At 71.3% G+C, this 21,366-nt stretch carries 18 protein-coding genes; 4 read left to right on the forward strand and 14 right to left on the reverse strand.

The window, feature by feature from the left end; all coding sequences use genetic code 11:
- Window positions 1–183: 183 nt before the first annotated feature.
- From galE to AC1DE0_RS12240, 7 genes are read right to left on the reverse strand one after another with little or no spacing between them, the layout of a single operon-like run.
- Window positions 184–1,197 carry a UDP-glucose 4-epimerase GalE gene (gene galE, locus AC1DE0_RS12210; protein ID WP_478100804.1) on the reverse strand — a complete coding sequence of 338 codons (1,014 nt, stop codon included), beginning with the start codon at window positions 1,195–1,197 and terminating at the stop codon, window positions 184–186.
- A gap of 33 nt (window positions 1,198–1,230) precedes the next feature.
- Window positions 1,231–2,127: a M56 family metallopeptidase gene (locus tag AC1DE0_RS12215; protein WP_478100806.1), complete on the reverse strand. Its 897-nt coding sequence runs from the start codon at window positions 2,125–2,127 to the stop codon at window positions 1,231–1,233.
- 3 nt (window positions 2,128–2,130) lie between these two features.
- Window positions 2,131–2,544, reverse strand: coding sequence for a BlaI/MecI/CopY family transcriptional regulator (locus AC1DE0_RS12220; RefSeq protein WP_478100808.1), 414 nt, complete (start codon window positions 2,542–2,544; stop codon window positions 2,131–2,133).
- 12 nt (window positions 2,545–2,556) lie between these two features.
- Complete coding sequence (gene cydC, locus AC1DE0_RS12225) at window positions 2,557–4,329, reverse strand: thiol reductant ABC exporter subunit CydC (RefSeq protein WP_478100810.1); 1,773 nt, start codon at window positions 4,327–4,329, stop codon at window positions 2,557–2,559.
- The gene (gene cydD / locus AC1DE0_RS12230) at window positions 4,326–6,005 is read right to left on the reverse strand and encodes a thiol reductant ABC exporter subunit CydD (RefSeq protein WP_478100812.1); all 1,680 of its coding nucleotides are present in this window, start codon (window positions 6,003–6,005) and stop codon (window positions 4,326–4,328) included. The genes cydC and cydD overlap by 4 nt, the downstream gene beginning before the upstream one ends.
- A gap of 19 nt (window positions 6,006–6,024) precedes the next feature.
- Window positions 6,025–7,074 (reverse strand): cytochrome d ubiquinol oxidase subunit II, encoded by a 1,050-nt coding sequence (gene cydB / locus AC1DE0_RS12235; RefSeq protein WP_478100816.1) that lies wholly within the window; start codon window positions 7,072–7,074, stop codon window positions 6,025–6,027.
- Between the two features lie 16 nt (window positions 7,075–7,090).
- Complete coding sequence (locus tag AC1DE0_RS12240; RefSeq protein ID WP_478100819.1) at window positions 7,091–8,566, reverse strand: cytochrome ubiquinol oxidase subunit I; 1,476 nt, start codon at window positions 8,564–8,566, stop codon at window positions 7,091–7,093.
- 129 nt (window positions 8,567–8,695) lie between these two features.
- Between AC1DE0_RS12240 and AC1DE0_RS12245 the strand changes: the two genes are divergently transcribed.
- Window positions 8,696–9,088 carry a GntR family transcriptional regulator gene (locus AC1DE0_RS12245; protein WP_478100821.1) on the forward strand — a complete coding sequence of 131 codons (393 nt, stop codon included), beginning with the start codon at window positions 8,696–8,698 and terminating at the stop codon, window positions 9,086–9,088.
- Window positions 9,089–9,635: 547 nt separating this feature from the next.
- Here the strand turns inward: AC1DE0_RS12245 and AC1DE0_RS12250 are convergent.
- From AC1DE0_RS12250 to AC1DE0_RS12270, 5 genes are all read right to left on the reverse strand, one after another.
- Window positions 9,636–10,070: a nitroreductase/quinone reductase family protein gene (locus AC1DE0_RS12250; RefSeq protein WP_478100823.1), complete on the reverse strand. Its 435-nt coding sequence runs from the start codon at window positions 10,068–10,070 to the stop codon at window positions 9,636–9,638.
- Window positions 10,071–10,186: 116 nt separating this feature from the next.
- A complete protein-coding gene (gene paaK, locus AC1DE0_RS12255; protein WP_478100825.1) occupies window positions 10,187–11,491 on the reverse strand; it encodes a phenylacetate--CoA ligase PaaK in 1,305 nt (434 codons plus the stop codon).
- Between the two features lie 110 nt (window positions 11,492–11,601).
- Window positions 11,602–12,480, reverse strand: coding sequence for an amino acid ABC transporter ATP-binding protein (locus AC1DE0_RS12260; protein ID WP_478100827.1), 879 nt, complete (start codon window positions 12,478–12,480; stop codon window positions 11,602–11,604).
- Complete coding sequence (locus AC1DE0_RS12265) at window positions 12,480–13,454, reverse strand: amino acid ABC transporter permease (protein WP_478100829.1); 975 nt, start codon at window positions 13,452–13,454, stop codon at window positions 12,480–12,482. The genes AC1DE0_RS12260 and AC1DE0_RS12265 overlap by 1 nt, the downstream gene beginning before the upstream one ends.
- Window positions 13,454–14,368 carry an ABC transporter substrate-binding protein gene (locus tag AC1DE0_RS12270; RefSeq protein ID WP_478100831.1) on the reverse strand — a complete coding sequence of 305 codons (915 nt, stop codon included), beginning with the start codon at window positions 14,366–14,368 and terminating at the stop codon, window positions 13,454–13,456. The genes AC1DE0_RS12265 and AC1DE0_RS12270 overlap by 1 nt, the downstream gene beginning before the upstream one ends.
- 336 nt (window positions 14,369–14,704) lie before the next feature.
- Here AC1DE0_RS12270 and AC1DE0_RS12275 point away from each other — a divergent pair, with 336 nt between their 5' ends.
- On the forward strand, window positions 14,705–16,342 hold the full coding sequence (locus AC1DE0_RS12275; protein WP_478100833.1) for a DEAD/DEAH box helicase: 1,638 nt from the start codon (window positions 14,705–14,707) through the stop codon (window positions 16,340–16,342).
- Between the two features lie 132 nt (window positions 16,343–16,474).
- On the opposite strand, the gene paaI is transcribed toward AC1DE0_RS12275, so the two are convergent.
- A complete protein-coding gene (gene paaI / locus AC1DE0_RS12280) occupies window positions 16,475–16,966 on the reverse strand; it encodes a hydroxyphenylacetyl-CoA thioesterase PaaI (RefSeq protein ID WP_478100836.1) in 492 nt (163 codons plus the stop codon).
- Window positions 16,963–18,195, reverse strand: a complete 1,233-nt coding sequence (locus AC1DE0_RS12285; protein ID WP_478100839.1) for a 3-hydroxyacyl-CoA dehydrogenase NAD-binding domain-containing protein — start codon at window positions 18,193–18,195, stop codon at window positions 16,963–16,965. Before AC1DE0_RS12285 ends, paaI begins: the two co-directional genes overlap by 4 nt.
- Window positions 18,196–18,276: 81 nt before the next feature.
- Between AC1DE0_RS12285 and paaN the strand changes: the two genes are divergently transcribed.
- Window positions 18,277–20,001, forward strand: coding sequence for a phenylacetic acid degradation protein PaaN (paaN, locus tag AC1DE0_RS12290; RefSeq protein ID WP_478100841.1), 1,725 nt, complete (start codon window positions 18,277–18,279; stop codon window positions 19,999–20,001).
- A gap of 54 nt (window positions 20,002–20,055) precedes the next feature.
- Complete coding sequence (locus AC1DE0_RS12295; protein WP_478100843.1) at window positions 20,056–21,366, forward strand: MFS transporter; 1,311 nt, start codon at window positions 20,056–20,058, stop codon at window positions 21,364–21,366.

A 21,366-nucleotide genomic window follows, 5' to 3' on the forward strand; every position in this document is an offset into this window, starting at 1 on the left:
GTCGAGTGCCCACTTTCCGATGCCCCTGCCTTGGTCGAGTGCCCAGTTCCCGACGGGGTGGGTGCGGGAAAGTGAGCACTCGACGGGAGGTTGCGTCGGGCTGTTCCCGTCGAGTGCCCACTTCCCGACGGGCCTGCCTTGGTCGAGTGCCCASTTCCCGACGGGGTGGGCTGGGCTGGGCGGTCAGTCGGGGTAGCCGGTGGGGTTGGCCTGCTGCCAGCGCCACGTGTCGGCGCACATGTCGTCGATGGTGCGTGTCGCGGCCCAGCCGAGCTCACGGTTCGCCTTGGCCGGGTCGGCGAACGAGACCGCCACGTCACCCGGTCGGCGGTCGACGACGCGGTAGGGCAGCTCGCGACCCACGGCGCGCTCGAACGCGTGCAGCATCTCGAGCACGGACGTGCCCTGGCCGGTGCCGAGGTTCCACGTGCCGACGGGCTCGTCCATGGTGCCGAGGCGGGTGAGGGCGGCGAGGTGGCCGGCGGCGAGGTCCTCGACGTGGATGTAGTCGCGCTGGCCGGTGCCGTCGGGGGTGGGGTAGTCGTCGCCGTAGACCGACAGGAACTCACGGCGACCGACGGCGACCTGCGCGATGTAGGGCACGAGGTTGTTCGGGATGCCCTGCGGGTCCTCGCCGATGGTGCCCGACGCGTGGGCGCCGATCGGGTTGAAGTAGCGCAGCAGCGCGACGCGGATGGACGGGTCGGCGACGGCGACATCGCGCAGGATCTGCTCCTGCATCACCTTGGTCCAGCCGTACGGGTTGGTCGCGAAGGTCGGGCGCTCCTCGGTCGCAGCCTCCTGGTCGGTGCCGTAGACGGTGGCCGACGAGCTGAAGACGAGCTTGGTCACGCCGTGGCGGCGCATCGCACGCACGAGCGAGAAGGTCGACCCGAGGTTGTTCTCGTAGTACTCCAGGGGCAGCTCGACGCTCTCGCCGACGGCCTTGAGGCCCGCGAAGTGGATGACCGCGTCGATCGGCTCGTTCGCGAAGAGGTGCTCGGTCTTGTCGTGGTCGGTGAGGTCGAACGAGTGCACCGGCAGGTGCCGGCCGGTGAGGGCCTCGAGGCGGTTGACGACGCTCGGCTTGCTGTTGCCGAAGTTGTCGACGATGAGCACGTCGTGCCCCGCCGCGACGAGCTGGACCACGGTGTGCGAGCCGATGTAACCGGTTCCGCCACTGACGAGTACGCGCATGCGCTCACCCTATCGAGGGCGGCGCCGGGGGCGTCACACGAGCGACAGCTCGGTGATCGCGAGTCCGTAGAGCACGAGGGGAGCGGCGACGAGGAGGGTCGACACGGCATACATGGCTGCGGCGACGACGGCGATGGGCAGGCCTGCGATGCGTTGGGCGTCGAGCAGCTGGATGCGGGCGCTCGCGACCCGGGTGCTGTCGGCCATCGCCATGGCGCCGACCGGCTTGGGGCCGCCGGCCATCGCGACGATCGCGCGCCCTGTGTTGACCGCGCCGGCACGGCGCACGGCGGCCCGGTCGGCGAGCACCTCGATGAGCAGGTGCACCTCGCGCAGCGCGGCCTCGGAGCGCAGGAACGGCGGCATCGCCTCATGCACGACCGTGAAGAACTCCATGACGAGGTCGTGGCGGGCAGCGAGGTGGGCGCGTTCGTGGGCGAGCACGGCGGTCAGCTCGTCGGGACCGAGGCGGTCGAGGGTGCCCTGGGTGAGCACGACGCGGCGTCGCACGCCGGGCACGCAGTATGCCGTCGGGGTCGTGTGCTCGAGGACGCGCATGTGGCGGTCGGCGCCCTCTCCGGGCGTGCCGAGCAGGTCGACGAGGTCGCGGTGGCGGCGCCGGGCGGCGCGCAGGTTGCGGCCGACGCGGTCGCCGGACAGCAGGAGCCGGATCGCGACGACGGCGCTGAGGAGAGCGGCGACGGTCACGGTCGGCCAGCTCTGCGACAGCCGCACCTGCTGCCCGAGCAGTGCCGGCAGGGCTGCAGGCGCGGCGAGGAGGGCGGCGAGCACTGCGGCCACGGCGGTGGACTGCCAGAGCACGAGCGCTGCCCGGGGGGCGCGTCGCAGGCTGGTCACCCGGGCGAGGGCGCGGGGGACCGGCCAAGCCAGCAGGACCGCCAGGGCGACGAGTCCCGCGACGACGAGCACGGGTCAGGCTCTGCGGTCGTCGGGTCGGCGGGCCTCGAGCTCGGCGAGCGCTGCCTTGAGCTCGTCGATCTCCTGCGGTGTGGACTCGCCGAGGAAGTGCAGCAGCGCCGACCGGCGGGTGTCACCGGCGAGCTCGCCGAGCGTGTGGTGGAGCGACTCGGACGTCAGCTCGGCGCGGCTCGACGCGGGCCGGTAGCGCCAGGCGCGGCCGTCGCGCTCCCGCTCCACGAGGTCCTTCTTCGCCATGCGGTCGAGCACTGTCATGAGGGTCGTGTAGGCGAGGCCCCGCTCGACACCGATGGAGTCGTGGACCTCACGCACCGTGCGGCCCTCCGGGTGGGCGTCGGCGGTGCCCCAGAGCTCCTCCATGACGGCGCGCTCGAGATCGCCGAGGCGGTTGCGTGGTGTGCTGGGCATGGCAGTTCCAATCTATCGGCCCTGCCGACGCTGTCGGCCGGCTTCGTGCGTGCGGTCGTCCGGCTGGGTGACCGCGGTGGGAGCCATCGTCGCCGATGGCCGGCGCCGCACCTCGACGACACGGTCGAACAGGTCGGCCCCGTCGTCGCGGTGCGTCACCATGATGATCGTCCGGGCGTTGCCGTTGGTGCCCGTCCCGTCGGTGAGTGACGTGAGGTCCTCGACGACGGCGCGCGCCGTGGGTGGGTCGAGGTGGGCGACCGGCTCGTCGAGGAGCACGAGCGGCCGCGCGCTGAGGTGCGCCCGGGCGATGCCGAGACGGGCGCGCTCCCCACCGGAGAGGCCACGGCCGCCGGCGCCGAGAACCGTGTCGAGGCCTTCGGTGAGCTCCTGTCGGAAGTCGCCCAGGCCAGCCGCCACGAGCGCGCGGTCGACGGCGTCGTCGGGGGCCTCGGGGCTGGCCAGGACGAGGTTGTTGCGCAGGCTGGTGGCGAGAACATGCGTCTCGTCGTCGACGACCGCCACCTGCGAACGTGCCTGCGACAGAGGAAGGTCGAGGGCATCGTCGCCGTTCAGGTGGTAGCTCCCGTTGGTGGGGTCGAGGTGCCTGGCGAGCACGGCCAGCAGGGTCGACTTGCCGCTCCCGTTCGCGCCGGTGACGGCGATCGCGGTGCCGGGCTCGACGGTGAGGTCGGTGGGCGAGAGGTCGGTGCGCTCCCCGGTCCACGACGCCGTGACGTCGCGCAGGTCGACGACACCGCAGGCGTATGCCGTCGGGCCGGGGCGCGCGCTTGCAGCGGGCTGGGTGCCGCGCTCGTCGGTGGTCTCCGTGGCTGCGGGCCGATCGGCGACGGCCGGGATCAGGCCGAGCAGGGCGTCGATGCGGCGCTCGCTGCCGTTGGCCCGCGCCAGCGCGCGCATCGCGTCGACGAGTGGGGTGACGGCGTCCGAGACGGCGACCGGCGTCAGCACGAGCAGGGCCTTGACCGGTGTGGCGACGTCGAGGTCGCGCGCGATGACCGCGGTGGCCGCGACGGCGGCTCCCACGGCGACGAGGTAGAGCGATGCCGCCACGGAGCGCCCTGCGCTGATGCGGCGCGTGCTGCGGGCGAGGGTGGCGTGGGCGCCGTCCAGCCAGGTCATGGCCGTCGCCCAGCCGCCGACAGCACGCAGCTCGGTGGCCTGGCTCGCGACGAGCTCACTCACCCGGTTCACCTCGGCTCGCGCAGCGAGCAGCTCTGGGAGGGAGCGGGACTCGAGCCTCGCGGCAAGGGCGCTGACCAGGGTGACGGCGACGCCCAGGGCGAGCATGACGAGGCCGACCGGCATCGAGAGGGCCATCGTCAGGGCGATCACGAGGCTGCCGGCGATAGCGGTGGAGATGACGGGCACGGTGACGCGCACCTGCGCGTCGACGGCGTCCGTCAGGTCGTCGACGACTCCGGTCAGCACGTCCGACCGACGCCGCCGGCCGAGCCGCGCGGGCGTCAGGGGGATGAGGGACTCGTACGTCGAGGCCCTGCGACCGGCGAGCAGGCGCAGGGCGGCGTCGTGGCTGACGAGGCGCTCCCAGTAGCGGAACACCGGCCGGGCGATGCCGAACGCGCGGACCAGGACGATCGCCGTCAGCAGGGTGAGGATGACCGGGCGCTCCGCCGCGCGGACGATGAGCCAGCCCGACGTCGCGGTGAGGGCCATGCCGGAGGCGGTCGCGACGCCACCGAGCAGGCCGCCACGCAGGGTGCCCGAGGTGGGCCACCAGACGGGACGGGTGTCGGCGCTCATCGCACGGCCTCCTCGACGTCGTGGGCGCTCGAGCCGGAGGCGGCTGGGCGACGCACCTCGACGTGCTGGTCGGCGTAGGCCAGCAGCTCGTCACGGTGGGTGACCGCGATGACGGTGCGTCGCTCGGCGAGCTCGGCGACGACGTGGGCGACGTGTGCGGCCCCCTCGGGGTCGAGGTGCGCGGTCGGCTCGTCCAGGAGCAGGACGGTCTCGGGGGCGAGCCACGCCCGGGCGAGCGCGAGGCGCTGCCGCTGGCCGGCCGAGAGGCCGAAGCCGTCGTCGCCGAGGTCGGCTGACAGCCCGCTCGGCAGGGAGGCGACGACGCCGTCGACACCGATGGCGCGCAGTGCCTCCCAGAGCTGCTCGTCCGTGGCCGGGTGGCCGATGGTCAGAGCCTCGCGCACCGATCCGGTGGCGAGGAAGGGTCGCTGGGTCACGTAGTGGGCGGCGGGCGCCGTCGCGGTGCCCGATGCCGGGCGCCGGAGACCCGCGACGAGATCGAGCACGGTGGACTTGCCGGCACCCGACGGGCCGGTCACCACGGTGAGCCCGGGCCCGGCCGCGAGCGTGAGGTCACGGATCACGGGAACGGGCGATCCGGCATACGCGTACGTGACGCCATCGAGCCGAACCTCCCCACCCAGCCGTCCCGACTCACCCGCACCGAACGCGGCGTTCGATCGCGAACTCAGTGTTCTAACAGCGCGTTCGGCGTCGAACGCGGCGTTCGGTGGCGGAGAGGGGTGGTCGAGCTCGGCGAGGATCGCGTCGAGGGCGACGGCCCCGTCGGCCGCGGAGTGGTACTCGGCGCCGACCCGACGCACGGGCCAGTACGCCTCGGGCGCGAGGAGGATCGCGACGAGCCCGGCGCCCAGCGCCATCGACCCGTGCGACAGGCGGAGCCCGACCGTCACGGCCACGATGGCGACCGAGATCGTGGCGAGCAGCTCGAGCGCGGCCGACGACAGGAAGGCGATCTTCAGCGTCTCCATCGTCGCGCGGCGGTGTCGGTCGCTCACCGCCCGCACCGTCTCGACCTGACGGCGGGCTCGGTCGTAGGTGACGAGCGTGGGCAGGCCGCGCACGACGTCGAGGAAGTGGCCGGAGAGCGCGGCCAAGGCGGCCCAGCGGCGCTCGGTCGAGTCCTCGGTGGCGCGCCCGATGAGGGCAGCGAAGACCGGGAGGAGAGGCAGGGTGAGGGCTACGACAAGAGCACTCGGCCAGTCGACGACCACGAGCGTGCCGATGGCGAGGGCCGGCACCACCGCGGCGTGCACGAGCGTCGGGAGGTAACGCGCGGCATACGGCTCGACGGCGGATGCGCCCGCCGTGGCGAGCGACACGGCCGTGCCGGGGTCGGGGCGCGAGTCAGCGTCGCGGGCTCCCCATGTCCGCAGCAGCCCGGCGCGCAGCGCCGATGAGACGGAGACTCCAGCCCAGGCGCCCACCCACTCGGTGGTGGCGGCGAGGACCGCCCTGAAGGCGAAGAGTACGAGGAGCCACAGAGCCGGCCGCGTGAGGTCGCCGCGCTCGACCACTGCCACGACCACCGCCGACAGCGCGAACGCCGTGGCGATGGTCGCGACGCCCGTCAGCACGCCAGTGGCAGCGAGCACGCCGACGGGCCTCCGGGCGGCGGGGACCGTCCGGAGGAGTCGTGGGTCGAAGGGCTTCATCGGGTGGCCTCGGGCATCGTCAGCGGTGGGCGGTCTCGAGTGGCGAGTCGTCGGGGATGTGCTTGGTGCCCAGACGCTTCCGGAACACCCAGTACGTCCAGCCCTGGTAGAGCAGGACGATCGGTGTGAAGACGAGCGCGACGATCGTCATGACCTTGAGCGTGTAGTCGGTGCTCGACGCGTTGTCGACGGTGAGGCTCCACGCCGGGTTGGTCGACGACGGCATGACGTTCGGGAAGAGCACGAGGAAGTACGTCGCGACGGCCATGCCGATCGTGATCGCGGTCCCGATGAACGCCCAGCCCTCTCGGCCGGCGCGGTTGGCCGCGAGCCCACCAAGGAGGGCGACGGCCGCGACGGCCGTCGTGACCCACGACGCCGCCTTTCCGTCGGTGAACCCGAGCCAGAGCAGCAGGGCCACGGCGAGCACTGCGGCCAGGGTGCCCACACGCTCGGCGATGGCGCGGGCCTCCAAGCGGATCCGGCCCTCGGTCTTCAGGGCGACGAAGATGGCGCCGTGCGTGAGGAAGAGCGCGACGAAGACGAATCCACCGAGCAGCCCGGCCGGGTTGAGCAGGGTGAAGACGTTCCCGGTGAACTCCTTGCTCGCGTCGATCGGCACGCCCCGCACGATGTTGGTCAGGGCCACGCCCCAGAGGAACGCCGGCACGACCGACCCCCAGAAGATCGCGAGGTCCCACCGCGCCTTCCACGATGCCTCGGGACGCTTGTGGCGGTACTCGAAGCCGAGGTTGCGCAGGATGAGGGCGACGAGGATGACGAGCAGCGGCAGGTAGAAACCGCTGAAGAGCGTTGCGTACCAGTGCGGGAACGCCGCGAACGTGGCGCCGCCGGCGGTGAGCACCCACACCTCGTTGCCGTCCCAGACGGGGCCGATCGTGTTGAGCAGCACGCGACGACGCTTCTCGGCGTCCGCTGCGTCGGTGGCGTACCGCTTGCCGCCGAGGACGGGCAGCAGCATGCCGACTCCGAAGTCGAAGCCCTCGAGCACGAAGTACCCCGTCCACAGGATGCCGAGGACGATGAACCAGAACGTTGCGAGATCCATTGCGGTCCAGTGCCTTTCAGTAGGCGAAGGCGAGGGGGGCGTCCTCGTCACGGTCGGCGGGGTCCTGCGGCTGCTCGAAGAGCTCGGCGCCCTTGCGCACGTAGTGCAGGAAGAGCTTGATCTCGACGACGGCGAGCGCGCCGTAGAGCAGGGTGAAGACCGTCATCGAGGTGATGACCTCCCCGATCGAGACGCTGGGCGAGACGCCGCTGGCGGTGGTCATGAGGCCGAAGACGAGCCAGGGTTGGCGGCCGACCTCGGTGAAGATCCAGCCGAAGCTGTTGGCGAAGATCGGCAGGAACGGGGCGAGGATTGCGGCCCAGAGCAGCCAGCGTGCCGTCGGGGTGCGGCCCTTACGGGTCAGCCAGAGCACGGCGATCGAGATGGCGGCGCCGGCCATGCCGAGCCCGATCATGAGACGGAAGGTCCAGTAGGTGGTCGGGATGTTCGGCGCGTATCCCGTCGCCGAGGCGACGAGCGGGTTGCCGCTCGCGCCGTACGTGTCGGCGTACAGGGCCTTGAGGTCGTTGATGCCCTTGACCGCGCCGTCGAAGTTGCCGGTCGCGAGGAAGCTGAGCAGGCCGGGGACCTCGATGATGGCGTTCGCGTGCGAGCCGTCCAGGGAGCCGACCGACAGCACCGAGAAGGGGGCGCCCTCGCCGGCGGGGACCGACTCGTAGAGGGCCTCGGCGGCGGCCATCTTCATCGGCTGGACCTCGGTCATGATCTTGCCCTGGACATCACCGGTGACGGAGACGCCGAGCGCTGCGACGAGCGTCACGAGGGCGGCGATGCGGGTCGCGCGACGGTACATCGGGGCGTCGCTGCGTGCGAGGTCTTCACCGGCGTCCTTGGCGCGCAAGGCTTCTCGTCTCATGCACCACAGCGCGACACCCATGACGACGGCGCCGCCCGCCATGTAGGCGGCGAGGAGGACGTGGGGGAACGTGACGAGCTGCACCTTGTTGGTCAGCACGGCGAAGAAGTCGGTGAGCTCGGCGCGGCCGGTCGCCTTGTTGTACGTGAAGCCGACGGGGTGCTGCATGAACGAGTTGGCCGACAGGATGAAGTACGCCGACAGGATCGTCCCGATGTGCACGATCCACATCGTCGCGGCGTGGAGCTTCTCCGGTATGCGTCCCCACCCGAAGATCCAAAGGCCGAGGAAGGTGGACTCGAGGAAGAAGGCGAGCAGGGCCTCGATCGCGAGCGGCGCCCCGAAGATGTCGCCGACGAAGCGCGAGTAGTCGCTCCAGTTCATGCCGAACTGAAACTCCTGCACGATGCCGGTCACGAGGCCGAGCGCGAAGTTGATGAGGAAGAGCTTGCCGAAGAACTTGGCCAGCCGGAGCCACTGCTCGTTGTGCGTGCGCACCCAGGCGGTGTGGAAGTAGGCGACGATCGCGGACATGCCGATCGTGATCGGCACGAAGAGGTAGTGGTACACCGTGGTGATGGCGAACTGCCACCGGGCCAGGTCCGTCGCGTCCATCGAGGCTCCCGGAAGGGTCAGCGGAACTACAGGTCGTAGTAGATACTACACGATGTAGTTGACGCTGCTTCCCGGGGCCGCCGGGCCGTGCGCATTGACAGCCGTGACGTCCGATGGGTCAATCGCGGGATGACCGACCATCCGCGCGTCGTCGACGTCGCCGGCGACCTCGTCGTGCACCACGACTCGGGCGAGTCGCCCTTCGAGCAGGTGCGCGCGCAGCTCGAGGCGCGTATCCGTGACGGTCGGCTCCTGCCGGGAGACAAGCTGCCCACCGTTCGTGGCCTGGCCGGAGAGCTCGGGCTCGCGGCCAACACGGTCGCGCGTGCCTACAAGATGCTCGAGGCCGCGGGGCTTGTCGAGGCGCACAGCCGCGCCGGTACGACCGTCGCGTCGGGTGCCCACGCGGCCGAGGCGGCGCTCGCGGCGCTCGCCGCCCGGTTCGTGGAGGAGTCCCGTCAGGCCGGCCTCGACGACACGGACGCCGTGGCGCTCGTGCGGGAGGCCCAGCGCGCCGGCTGAAGCACGACGCCGACGCCGCGCCGCGACCGGTCGCGACGCTGGGTCGCCGCCTCGGTCGACGGCGCCGGTGCCCACCGTCCTGCGTGGACCGGCCAGGTGCCGGCGAGGCGGGCTGCGTGCGGAGGAATGCCCATGGCGTGCTCCTCGTGCTCTCTCGGGTCTCAGGACCGTTTCGGCCCATGGTTCAGAGGCCCTCGCCGCACCGCTGATACGTCGAACCACGCGGACGGCCGGGCGTCGCGCAGGTCCGGCACCGTCCACGACGAGTCGGGCCGCCACCGCGTCCACGCCTGCTCGAAGGGCCAGTCACGGGCAGCGAAGGACGCTCGCCCGTGCTCGGCGTTGAGCCGGATCGCGGACATCTGGTCGCCGACGAACTCTCAGGCGTCCTGGTTGGACGGGTCGGCCGGGTCGAGGCCGCCGGGCACGTCCCAGAACAGCCACACGGACGGCATACGGCGCCGGCACGGGCGACCCGGTGGGCGGCGGGGCATCGGGCATCAGCAGGGCCTCCGGCATCGGGCCACCTGATGGCGCCGGGGGGGCCTCAGCCTGTGGGTGTCAGTCTGGCGACGGCGATGCGGCGACCCGACTTCGTCTCGTAGGCCGCGAAGAACGGGGCGCTCGCCACGACGAGATCTCGCCAGATGCTGTCGCGCTCGCCGCCCCTGAGGACCTCGACGGTGACCGGGTGCTGCGTGCGGCCGATCTGCACCGTCGCCGTCGCGCTGGAGCGGAGATTGCGGATCCACTGCGGCTCCTTGGGTTGCCCGCCCGCCGAGGCCGCGAGGTAGTAGGCGCCACCCTGTTCGAAGTAGCCGACCGGAGTCGTGTGCATCGCGCCGGTCCGGCGCCCGGCGACGGTGAGGAGCAGGACGGGGACGCCCCGCACCCGTCCACCCAGCTTGCCGCCGGTTCCCCGGTAGACCCACACCGACGCCATGTTGCCGGCCTTCCACAGGCGCTGCCCGATCGATGCCATGAAGTGCTCCCTCGCATGCGGCATGTCCGGTCGCGGCCGGACCCAACGCTCCGAGTCAAGCACTCACTGGCCACAGGGGACCGCGGAACGGCCGGGACGGCGTACGCCTGCGGGCCCTAGGCCTTGGGGCGCTCGTCGACGATGCGGCGGGCCTTGCCGATGGATCGCTCGATCGACCCGGGTCCGCGCACCTCGACCCGGCACGACGTGCCGATGCGCCGCTTGATCGTCGCCTCGAGCGCCCGGGCGATCTGGTCGGCCTCGCCGGCGCCGAGCGGGGCCAGCGGCTCGACGAGCACGGTGAGCTCGACCATGCGGCCAGGCTGCGTCAGCACGCACTGGAAGTACGGAGACAGGCGCGGCTCGGCGAGCACGTGCTCCTCGATCTGGGTCGGGAAGACGTTGACGCCGCGGATGATCATCATGTCGTCCGTGCGACCGGTGATCTTCTCCATCCGCCGCATCGACGGGACAGCCGTGCCAGGCAGGAGGCGCGTGAGATCCCTTGTGCGGTAACGGATCACGGGCATGGCCTGCTTCGTCAGGGAGGTGAAGACGAGCTCGCCGACCTCCCCGTCGGGCAGCACCTCCTCGGTGACCGGGTCGATGATCTCGGGGTAGAAGTGGTCCTCCCAGATGTGCAGCCCGTCCTTCGTCGTGGCCGCCTCCTGCGCGACGCCGGGGCCCATCACCTCGGACAGGCCGTAGATGTCGACGGCGTCCATGCCGGTGCGCCGCTCGATCTCCTGGCGCATCGACTCGGTCCACGGCTCGGCGCCGAAGATCCCGACCTTGAGGGTCGTCGTGGCCGGGTCGACCCCCGAGCGCTCCATCTCGTCGAGCAGGCTGAGGAAGTAGGACGGCGTCACCATGATGACCCGCGGCCCGAAGTCCTGGATGAGCTGGACCTGCCGCTCGGTCATGCCGCCGCTCACGGGCACCACTGTGGCGCCGAGCCGCTCGACGCCGTAGTGCGCGCCCAGGCCTCCGGTGAACAGGCCGTAGCCGTACGCCACGTGGACGATGTCGCCGGGGCGGCCGCCCGCGAGCCGGATCGAGCGCGCCATGAGGTCGGCCCACGTGTCGATGTCGTCCTTCGTGTAGCCGACCACGGTCGGCCGGCCCGTGGTCCCCGAGCTGGCGTGCACGCGTACGACCTGCTCGCGGGGCACCGCGAACATCCCGAACGGGTAGTTGGCGCGCAGGTCCGCCTTGGTCGTGAACGGCATACGGCCCACGTCGTCGAGCGACTGCAGGTCGTCGGGGTGGAAGCCCTTCGCGTCGAACGCCTCGCGGTAGTGAGGGACGTGGTCGTATGCCGCCCGCACCGTCCGCTGGAGCCGCTCGAGCTGCGTCGCCCGCAGCTCGTCGACCTCGATGGTCGGGATCTCGTGGTCGGGCAGCCGTGACTCCGTCGTCATGGGCCCATCATGCCCGCACGCCCCGGGCCACGAGTGTGGGCCGGGGCGTGCGGGGACGTGCTGGGGGTGGCGCGGCTGGTGGGCGAGCGTCGCCCGCAGCACACTCCCGGTCAGGCGGTCGGCGCTCCGTCGGGTTCGACCTGGACCGGCTCCGACGCGCGGGACTGTTCCTGCTCCTCCTGGCGCATCCGACGCAGGAACGACCTGGTGCGTTCTTGCTGGGGGTTGCCGATGACGTCGGCGGGCTTGCCCTCCTCGACGACGACCCCGCCGTCCATGAAGACGACGTGGTCGGCGACCTCGCGCGCGAAGCTCATCTCGTGCGTCACCACGATCATCGTCATCCCGCCCTCGGCGAGCTCGCGCATGACGCGAAGCACCTCGCCGACGAGCTCGGGGTCGAGCGCCGACGTCGGCTCGTCGAAGAGCATCAGCTTCGGATCCATCGCCAACGCCCTCGCGATGGCCACTCGCTGCTGCTGGCCACCCGAGAGCGCGCCGGGGTAGGCACTCGGCTTGTCGCCGAGCCCGACCTGCTGGAGCAGGGCGAGCGCCCGCTCGCGGGCCTCCTTCTTCCCGACGCCCTTGACCTGGGTCGGCGCCTCCATGATGTTCTCGAGCGCGGTCTTGTGCGGGAAGAGGTTGAAGCGCTGGAAGACCATGCCGATCTCGCGCCGCTGGGCGGCGACCTGCTTGTCGGTCAGGTGGTGCAGCGTTCCGTTGGCGTCCTCGCGGTAGCCGACGAGGTCGCTGTCGACCCAGATGCGTCCGCCGTCGATCGACTCGAGCTGGTTGATGCAGCGCAGGAACGTCGTCTTGCCCGATCCGGAGGGGCCGAGGAGCACGACGACCTCACCGCGGTGCACCTCGAGGTCGATCCCCTTGAGCACCTCGTTGCCGTGGAAGCTCTTGCCCACGTTGAGCGCTCGGACCAGGGGCTGCGTCTCACCCGTGCGCGAGCGGGACGTGTTGTCCGTCGTGGTGGTCATCAGGCTCCTCCCATCCCGCCGTCTCGGGCGAAGCGCTTGTTCTTGGCGCCCTTGGCCTGGTTGCGTGGCTGGCCGAAGCCCCGGCCGAAGTACCGCTCGAGGTAGAACTGCCCGACCATGAGCACCGAGCAGACCACGAGGTACCAGCCGACCGCGGCGATGAGCGACGGCATGATCTGCAGCGTGCGCGTGCCGACGATGCGGGTCTGGTTGAACAGCTCCACCTGCACCGGGATGGCCGTCAGGAGCGAGGTGTCCTTGACCATCGCGATCGTCTCGTTGCCGGTCGGCGGCACGATGACGCGCATCGCCTGGGGCAGCACGATGCGGCGCATCGTCTTGCCCGAGCTCATGCCCAGGGCCTGTGCGGCCTCCGCCTGACCCTTGTCGACCGACAGGATGCCGGCTCGCGCGATCTCGGCCATGTACGCCGCCTCGGACAGTCCGAGGCCGAGGATGCCGAGGATCAGGGCTGAGGTGACACCCGTGCTGATCCGGTTGATGTCGAGGGTCGCGAACGTCAGGTCGGTGCTCAGGCCGAGCGCCCCCGCGAGCTGCTGGCCGAAGGGCAGGCCCAGGGCCAGCTGCGGGTAGAGGTAGCCGATGCTGCCCATCAGGACGAGCAGGACGTAGCGGGGCATGGCCCGGAAGAACCACGTGTAGACGAACGAGACCCCCCGCAGCACGGGGTTCGACGACAGGCGCATGACCGCGACGAGCACACCGAGCCCGATGCCGAGCACCATGGCGCCCAGGGTGCCGATGAGCGTGCCCTTGATGAGCCCCTCGAGCACGGGGTTGAACCGCATGACCCGCAGGGCCTGCGGGAAGTTCCAGCTCGGGTTCGTGATGAACGAGCTCACGACCATCGCGACGACGACGGCGATGACGGCGAGCGCGACCCAACGCCAAGGGTGCCGGACGGGCCGGGCGCTGATGGCGCCCGGCCGCTCAGTGGTGCCCGGGCTGGACATCAGGGGTTGACGGCGAAGGAGCTGATGCCGCCACTCTCGTTGCCCCACTTCGTGAGAGCTGCGTCGTAGGCGCCGTCGGCCTTGATCGCGGTGAGGGCGTCGGCGATGGCCTGCGCGAAGTCGGCCTGCTTCTTGGGCACGACGAAGCCGTACGGCGCGGCGTCGTAGATCTTGCCGATGGCCTCGAGCTGCCCACTCGTCTGCTTGACCGCGTAGAGGCCGATGGGCGAGTCGGCGAGCATGGCGTCGGTCTTGCCGGACACGAGGTCGGCGGTGACCTGGTCCTGCTTCTCCTGCGCGACGGAGGTGATCGGCGCCTTGCCGGCGTCGGTGCACTTCTTGGAGCGGGCGGGCAGGTCGTCGGTGTCCTGCACCGTGCCCTTCTGCACGCCGATGGTGAGGCCGCACGCGTTGTCGGGGTCGACCTTCTTCGGGTTGCCGGCCTTGGCGACCCACTGCGTGCCCGCGTTGAAGTAGCTGACCATGTTGACCTCGGCCTTGCGCTTCGGGTTGATCGTGAAGCTCGAGACGCCGATGTCGTACTTGCCGCCGTTGACGCCCAGGATGATCGTGTCGAAGCCGGCGTTCTGGTAGTCGACCGTGAGGCCGAACTTGGCCGCGACCGCGTTGAACAGGTCGACGTCCATGCCTTCGACCGTCTTGCCGTCGGTCGCGACGAACTCGTTCGGCGCGTAGCTCGCGTCGACGCCGACGACGAGCTTGCCGGCGGCCTTGATCTTTGCCGGGACCTTGGCGACGAGTGCCGGGTCAGCGGCACCAGTGGTCTGCGAGCCGGCGCTGCTGCTCGAGGAGCCGGACGACGAGCCGGGTTCCAAGGTGTCGGAGCCGCACGCGGTGAGCGTGAGTCCGAGGACGACGGCGCCGCTGACGGCGACGAGGGACATGCGACGCATGTTGCTGGGTCCTTCCGGGCGTTCAAACGATCGGGCGCAACGGTGCGCCGGGCTGATTCGCCGATCCTGCCATCTTTCGCCACGGGTGCCCACGACAACGACGGAACCGTTAGCGAGGTGTGGCCAAGGCCTCCGCGAACCGCACGTTTAGGGGTTGACGGCACCTCTCCGGTAGTCTGTCCGCAGTGGCCCGCCCAGTTCTGCCTCGGGCCGCTTCTTCTTGGCCTGGCAGTCGCTCGCCGGCCCCGTCGATTCGCTCTTGCGCCGCGACCCCTCGCCGTTGAGGCCCCTCGCGCCGGGCAGAACGACCGCATCCACTTTTTGGAGTACCCACCTGTGTCCACTGACACGAACTTCGCCGTTCTCGGTGTGCCCGCCGACCTCGTCACGATCCTCGAGGGCCTCGGCATCACCACCCCGACCCCCATCCAGGCCGCGACGCTGCCCGATTCCATCGCCGGGCGCGACGTCCTCGGCCGTGGCCGCACCGGCTCCGGCAAGACGTACGCCTTCCTGCTCCCGCTGCTGACCCGGTTGTCGCAGTCGCGCCGGAGCCGTCTGGCCCGCCGCCCGCGCGCCCTGATCCTGGCCCCGACCCGCGAGCTCGTCACGCAGATCGACACCGCGATGGCCCCGCTCGCCAAGGCGCTCGGCCTCAACTCGCAGACCATCTTCGGCGGCGTCGGCCAGAACCCGCAGGTCCAGGGCCTCCGGGGCGGCGTCGACGTCGTGGTCGCCTGCCCGGGTCGCCTCGAGGACCTCATGCAGCAGGGCCACGTCAACCTCGACAGCATCGAGGTGACGATCCTCGACGAGGCCGACCACATGGCCGACCTCGGCTTCTTGCCCGGTGTGCGCCGCATCATGGAGAAGACGCCCCGCGACAGCCAGCGCCTGCTCTTCTCGGCGACGCTCGACGGCGCCATCAACGTGCTCGTCAACAAGTTCCTGCACCAGCCCGTGACGCACGAGGCCGACTCGGCGCAGTCGCCCGTCTCGACGATGAGCCACCACGTGCTCCACGTCGACAACGGCTCGCACCTGTCCGTCATCCTCGACCTCACCGCGGCCCCCGGCCGCAAGGTCGTCTTCACGCGGACCAAGCACCGCGCCAAGAAGCTTGCCAAGCAGCTCAACGCCTCGGGAGTTCCGGCCGTCGAGCTGCACGGCAACCTCAGCCAGAACGCGCGCACGCGCAACATGGACGACTTCCACTCGGGCCGCGCTCAGACGCTCGTCGCGACCGACATCGCCGCCCGCGGCATCCACGTCGACGACGTCGCGCTCGTCATCCACGCCGACCCGCCCGTCGAGCACAAGGCCTACCTCCACCGATCGGGCCGCACCGCCCGCGCCGGCAACGACGGCATCGTCGTCACGATGATGCTCGACGAGCAGGTGCGCGACGTCCGCGACCTGACCCGCAAGGCCGGTATCAAGCCGACGACGACGCGCGTCCAGATCGGGCACCCCCTCCTGACCGAGCTCGCCCCCGGCGAGAGGTCGTATGCCGGTGGCCTCGTCCGCGAGGACGTCCCGGCTCGCTCGGGCTCCGGCTCGAACTCCGCGTCCGGCGGCTCCGGCCGTGGTCGCGGTCGTGGAGGCAGCGGTGGCGCTTCCGGCGGTGGCCGGGGTGCCGGCGCCGCTCGCCCGGCTGCGGAGCACGGTCGCGGGCCGGGTGACGGTGGTCGCGGTCGAGGCCGCGGCGACCAGGGATCGGACGCGCAGGGCGGTGGCGCCCGTGGCGCCGGCCGCTCCGGTGGTCGCGGCTCCGGCCGCCGTCGCTCAGCCCAGGGCGCCGAGGCCCAGACCACCGGTCGTCGCAACAGCGGTGCGGCTGGTTCGGGCCGGTCCGGCGGCTCCGGCGGCTCGGGCCGTCGCGGTGGCTCGTCGACCGTCTACTCCACGAGCAGCAGCGGCAGCGCCGCGTCGTTCTCCGCCGGCACCCGTGCCGGCAGCCGCCGCGCCCGCTGACCCAAAACCCTCCTCAACCGTCGAGAGGCCAACGTTTGCGGCCTCTGACACGTCGAGAGGCCAACATTCGTGACGAACGTTGGCCTCTCGACGGTGAGCACCCGCAAACGTTGGCCTCTCGACGGTGCAGGGTCAGCCGCGCTTGAGGGAGCGGCTGCGGCCGCGGAACTCTGCGATGATCTGGCCATCGGACTCGCGCTTGACCGTCACGTCGGTGATGCCGCTGCGCCCGAACGCCGAGCGCACCCGTGCCTCGGCGACCAGGACGTCACCGAGCCGGCCCGGCGCGGTGAAGGAGATGTCGGCCCCGGCCGCCACCGTGAGGCGCCCCCGCGAATTGCAGGCGAGCGCGAAGCACGAGTCGGCCAGGGTGAAGATGTAGCCGCCGTGGCAGATGGCGTGGCCGTTGACCATGTCGTCGCGGATCTCCATCCGCACGACCGCGTGGTCCTGCTCGATCACGGTGGCGCCCATGCCGAGCCGGCGCGAGGCCTCGTCGTCGGCCCACATCTGCCGAGCGAACGCGACGCCCTCCTCGGTCGGGCCGGCCTCGTGGCCCAAGGCAGCGGCGTCCTCGCCACCGACGGCATACCTTCCCATCTGCGGCTCGTCGGTGTCGCTCACGCGAGGCTCCCGTCGGTGAGGGCCGGGCTCGGTCGATAGCGCCCACCGGGGTAGGCGGCGTCGAGCTCGGCGAGCTGCGCGGCCACCACGTCGAAGCCGATGTCGCGGCCCCACTCGATGGGTCCGCGCGGGTAGCGGGTGCCCAGACGCATGGCGGTGTCGACGTCCTCCGCGCTCGCTTCGCCGCGTGCCACGAGGTCGACGGCTTCGTTCACGAGCATCGCCAGCGTGCGGGCCAACGGGTCGGTCTCGACCGGCCCGCCCACGAGCCGCTCGGCGAGTCCGAGGTCGGGCTCGGCCCCCTCGGCCTCGCCGTCAGCGGCATACGCGAAGACACCCGAGCCCGACTTGCGGCCCAGCCGGCCCGCCTCGACGAGGCTGCGCTGGAAGTCGGTCGGCGCGTACCGCTCGTCGTGGTCGGTCTGCTCCCACACCGACGTGCCKACGGCGAGGTTGACGTCCTGGCCGATGAAGTCGGTGAGCTCGAGCGGCCCCATCGGGAAGCCGCCCTTCTCGCGGAGGATCCAGTCGACCGTGGCGGCGTCGGCGATCCCGGCCTCGACGATGCGCTGCGCCTCTCCGTAGAACGGGCGGGCCACCCGGTTGACGATGAAGCCCGGCGTCGAGCTGCACCGCACCGGGGTCTTGCCCCAGGCCTCCATGAGCGTGGTCGCGTGCTCGACGTACGCCTTCGCGGTGCGCTTGCCGTGCACCACCTCGACGAGGGCCATGACGGGCGGCGGGTTGAAGAAGTGCAGCCCGAGCACGCGCTCCGGGTCGGCCACGTCGTCGGCGATCTCGTCGATGTCGATGCTCGACGTGTTCGTGGCGAGGACCGTCGTCGAGGGCTGGTGATCGGCGAGCTCGGCGAAGATCCCCCGCTTGATCGCGAGGTTCTCGGGCACGGCCTCGATGACGAGACCGCACCCGGGCAGCTCGTCGAGGGCCTCCGCCGGCGTGATGCGGGCGAGAGCGGCGGACGCGTCGTCCTGCGACAGGCGGCCCTTCTCGACCAGGCGGGTCAGGGCGGTGCCGATCTTCTCGATGGCGGCCGCTGCCGCACCCGCCACGGGGTCGACGATCGTCACTCCGTGGCCAGCGGTCGCCGCCACTTGCGCGATCCCGGCGCCCATCGCGCCTGCGCCGACGATGCCGACGGGTCCGAACGTCGACTCGCCCGCGCCCTCGTCGCGTGGTGCTGCACCGGCCTCGGGGGTGTCCGTGTCCATGCCCGCCATCCTGCCGGGTCGGGGCGCCCGCGTGCTCACCGGGCGGTCAAGGAGCACCTCCGCCGGGGCTAGCATCGTTGCGTGACTGCACCGGCAACGACGCCCACCCACGCCCTCCTCGACGCGCACGCCGGGGTCCTCGACGAGATCCGTCAGGCCCTCACGACGCGTTCCTGGTACTCCCGCTACCCCGAGTCGCCCAGCCCGCGCGTCTACGGCGAGACGGCTGCGGCGGAGGGCCTGACCGCCTACGAAGCGCATCTCGGGCAGCCGTATGCCGCCCTGTCGAGCCAGCCGACCGACGGCACCTTCGTCGGCAGTGAGGTGTCGCCCTACGGGCCGACGCTCGGTGCGACCTACCCGGCTCTCGACGTCGACGCCGCGTTCGAGGCGGCCCGGGCGGCCATCCCCGCCTGGCGCGACGCCGGTCCGCAGGTGCGCGCCGCGGTGTGCGTCGAGATCGTCGACCGCATCAACAAGCGCAGCTTCGAGATCGCCAACGCCGTGATGCACACGTCGGGGCAGCCGTTCGTCATGTCGTTCCAGGCCGGCGGTCCGCACGCGCAGGACCGCGCCGTCGAGGCGGTTGCCGCTGCGCTCGTCGAGCAGGAGCGCGTGCCGGCCTCGGTCGTGTGGGAGAAGCCGGGGCGCGACCGCGAGGGCAACCCCGCGCCGACCCGGATGCAGAAGGACTACCGCATCGTCCCTCGGGGCATCGCGCTCGTCATCGGCTGCAACACGTTCCCGACGTGGAATGCCTACCCGGGCATCTTCGCCTCGCTCGCCACGGGCAACCCGGTCGTCGTGAAGCCGCACCCGCGTGCCGTGCTGCCGCTCGCGATCTCCGTCGAGGTGGCCCGCGAGGTGCTCGTCGAGGCGGGTTTCGACGCCGCGCTCGTGCAGCTCGCCGCCGAAGGTGACGGTCAGGGCCTCGCGAAGACGCTCGCCGAGCGTGACGACGTCGCGATCATCGACTACACGGGCGGCCCGACGTTCGGTTCCTGGCTCGAGCAGCAGGCCGGCGCCCACGGCGCCCTCGTCTACACCGAGAAGGCCGGCATCAACTCGATCGTCATCGACTCGACCGACAACCTCAAGGGCATGCTCGGCAACCTCGCCTTCAGCCTGACCCTCTACTCGGGGCAGATGTGCACGGCCCCGCAGAACCTCTACGTGCCGGCCGACGGCATCGACACCGACCAGGGCCACCTCTCCTTCGACGACTTCGGCGACAAGCTCGCGGGCGCCGTGGGCCGGCTCACCGGAGACGACGCCAAGGCCGTCGAGCTGCTCGGCGCGACCGTCAACGACCAGGTCCGCACGAACGCCGACTCGCTGGGCCAGCTCGCCTCCGACGCGGACGGCCGGGTCGTGCTCGACTCGCGTCGCGTCACCCACCCGGCGTACGCCGACGCGGTCGTCCGCGCCCCCGGCCTCGTCGCGCTCGACGTCGCCCGCGAGGACGTCTACACGCAGGAGTGCTTCGGGCCGGTCGGCTTCCTCATCCGCACCGCCTCGACCGAGCAGTCCCTGGCCCAGCTCGCCGACACCGTGCACGAGCACGGCGCCATGACGGCTGCCGTCTACTCGACGAGCGACGACGTGCTCGATGCGGCGCGTGACGCGGCGGCCACGGGCGGGGTCGCCCTGTCCGAGAACCTCACCGGCCAGATCTTCGTCAACCAGACGGCTGCGTTCTCCGACCTGCACGGCACCGGCGCCAACCCCGCGGCCAACGCGGCCTACACCGACGCCGCGTTCGTCGCGAACCGCTTCCGCGTCATCACGTCACGCCGTCACGTCTGACGTCTCGTGGTCCTCGCTCCAGCCACACTTGACCGGGATGCCCTGCAGCGCAGGGTGATTCGCACGCTCGTCGGCTCACAGGTGCTCGGCGGTGTCGGCATGGCCTGCGGCATCGCGGTGGGCGCGCTGCTCGCCGAGGACCTCAGCGGCACCGAGGCCCTCGCCGGCGTCGGCACCACCGCGCAGGTCCTCGGCACGGCCCTCATCACCATCCCGGTGGCGCGGGCGACGGCCGCGCGCGGACGTCGGGTGGGGCTCCGCCTCGGCCTGGCTCTCGCCTTCGTCGGCGCGGCGGTCGTCCTCGTCGCGGCGGTGGTGCGCTCGTTCCCGCTCTTCGTCGTCGGCATGTTCCTCTTCGGCGGCGGCACCACCGCCAACAACCAGACGAGGTATGCCGCCGCCGACCTCGCGATCCCAGCCCGCCGCGGGCGCGACCTGAGCATCGTCGTCTGGGCGACGACCATCGGGTCGGTCGCCGGTCCCAACCTCGTCGGGCCGGGCAAGGCCGTGGCACACAATCTCGGAGTGCCGGAGCTGTCGGGCGTCTTCGTCTTCTCACTCGCCGGCTTCGTGCTGGCGTGGGTCGTCGTCGACCGGCTGTTGCGGCCAGACCCGCTCCTCGCGGCGCGAGCCCTGGACGCTCAGGACCGGCAGGTCGCTGTCGAGCAGCGACGGGCAGATGCCGTCGCCGCGGGCTCCGGTGGCGACGACGCGATATCCGGGTCGGTCGCCGACGCCCCCAACCACGACGGCTCGATGCGGCGCGGCCTGGCAGTCGTGCGCTCGAACCCGGCTGCGCTGCAAGGAATGCTCATCATGGCGCTCGGCCACCTCGTGATGGTGAGTGTCATGGTGATGACCCCGATCCACATGAAGCACGGCCACGCCGAGCTCGAGGTGATCGGCTTCGTCATCTCGGTCCACATCATGGGGATGTTCGCGCTGTCGCCCCTCGTCGGCATGGCCGTCGACCGCTGGGGAGGGCAGGCCGTGGGGACGACCGGTGGGGCGGTGCTGGCGTTCGCCGCCGTGCTCGCCTCCCGCTCGCAGGCCGGCTGGTCGGGGCTGCTCCTCGTCGCGCTCTTCCTCCTCGGAGTCGGCTGGTCGTGCACGCTCGTCTCCGGGTCGACCCTGCTCACCTCGGCGGTCTCCACCGACGAGCGACCCGCCACCCAGGGCCTCGCCGACGTGGTGATGGGCCTCGCCGGTGCGGGCGGTGGCGTCGCCGCTGGAGTCGTCGTCGGGACCTCCGGCTACGGCATGCTCGCGCTCGGTTCGGCCGTCGTCGGTGTGGTCGTGCTCGTCATCGGCGCCACTCGCGGACCTGGTCGCGGCAGCGACGCGGACCTCGCCACCCCAGCCTGA

Source organism: Terrabacter sp. 05T424, assembly GCF_056396225.1.

Excerpts from the sequence above, each read along its gene's own strand:
- paaK (WP_478100825.1), bottom strand. The coding sequence starts at position 11,491 with ATGACGACGGAGTCACGGCTGCCCGACCACGAGATCCCGACCATCGAG.
- galE (WP_478100804.1), bottom strand. The coding sequence starts at position 1,197 with ATGCGCGTACTCGTCAGTGGCGGAACCGGTTACATCGGCTCGCACACC.
- AC1DE0_RS12250 (WP_478100823.1), bottom strand. The coding sequence starts at position 10,070 with ATGGCATCGATCGGGCAGCGCCTGTGGAAGGCCGGCAACATGGCGTCG.
- AC1DE0_RS12270 (WP_478100831.1), bottom strand. The coding sequence starts at position 14,368 with ATGCGTCGCATGTCCCTCGTCGCCGTCAGCGGCGCCGTCGTCCTCGGA.
- AC1DE0_RS12240 (WP_478100819.1), bottom strand. The coding sequence starts at position 8,566 with ATGGACGCGACGGACCTGGCCCGGTGGCAGTTCGCCATCACCACGGTG.
- AC1DE0_RS12245 (WP_478100821.1), top strand. The coding sequence starts at position 8,696 with ATGACCGACCATCCGCGCGTCGTCGACGTCGCCGGCGACCTCGTCGTG.
- AC1DE0_RS12265 (WP_478100829.1), bottom strand. The coding sequence starts at position 13,454 with ATGTCCAGCCCGGGCACCACTGAGCGGCCGGGCGCCATCAGCGCCCGG.
- cydC (WP_478100810.1), bottom strand. The coding sequence starts at position 4,329 with ATGAGCGCCGACACCCGTCCCGTCTGGTGGCCCACCTCGGGCACCCTG.
- cydD (WP_478100812.1), bottom strand. The coding sequence starts at position 6,005 with ATGAAGCCCTTCGACCCACGACTCCTCCGGACGGTCCCCGCCGCCCGG.
- cydB (WP_478100816.1), bottom strand. The coding sequence starts at position 7,074 with ATGGATCTCGCAACGTTCTGGTTCATCGTCCTCGGCATCCTGTGGACG.
- AC1DE0_RS12260 (WP_478100827.1), bottom strand. The coding sequence starts at position 12,480 with ATGACCACCACGACGGACAACACGTCCCGCTCGCGCACGGGTGAGACG.
- AC1DE0_RS12220 (WP_478100808.1), bottom strand. The coding sequence starts at position 2,544 with ATGCCCAGCACACCACGCAACCGCCTCGGCGATCTCGAGCGCGCCGTC.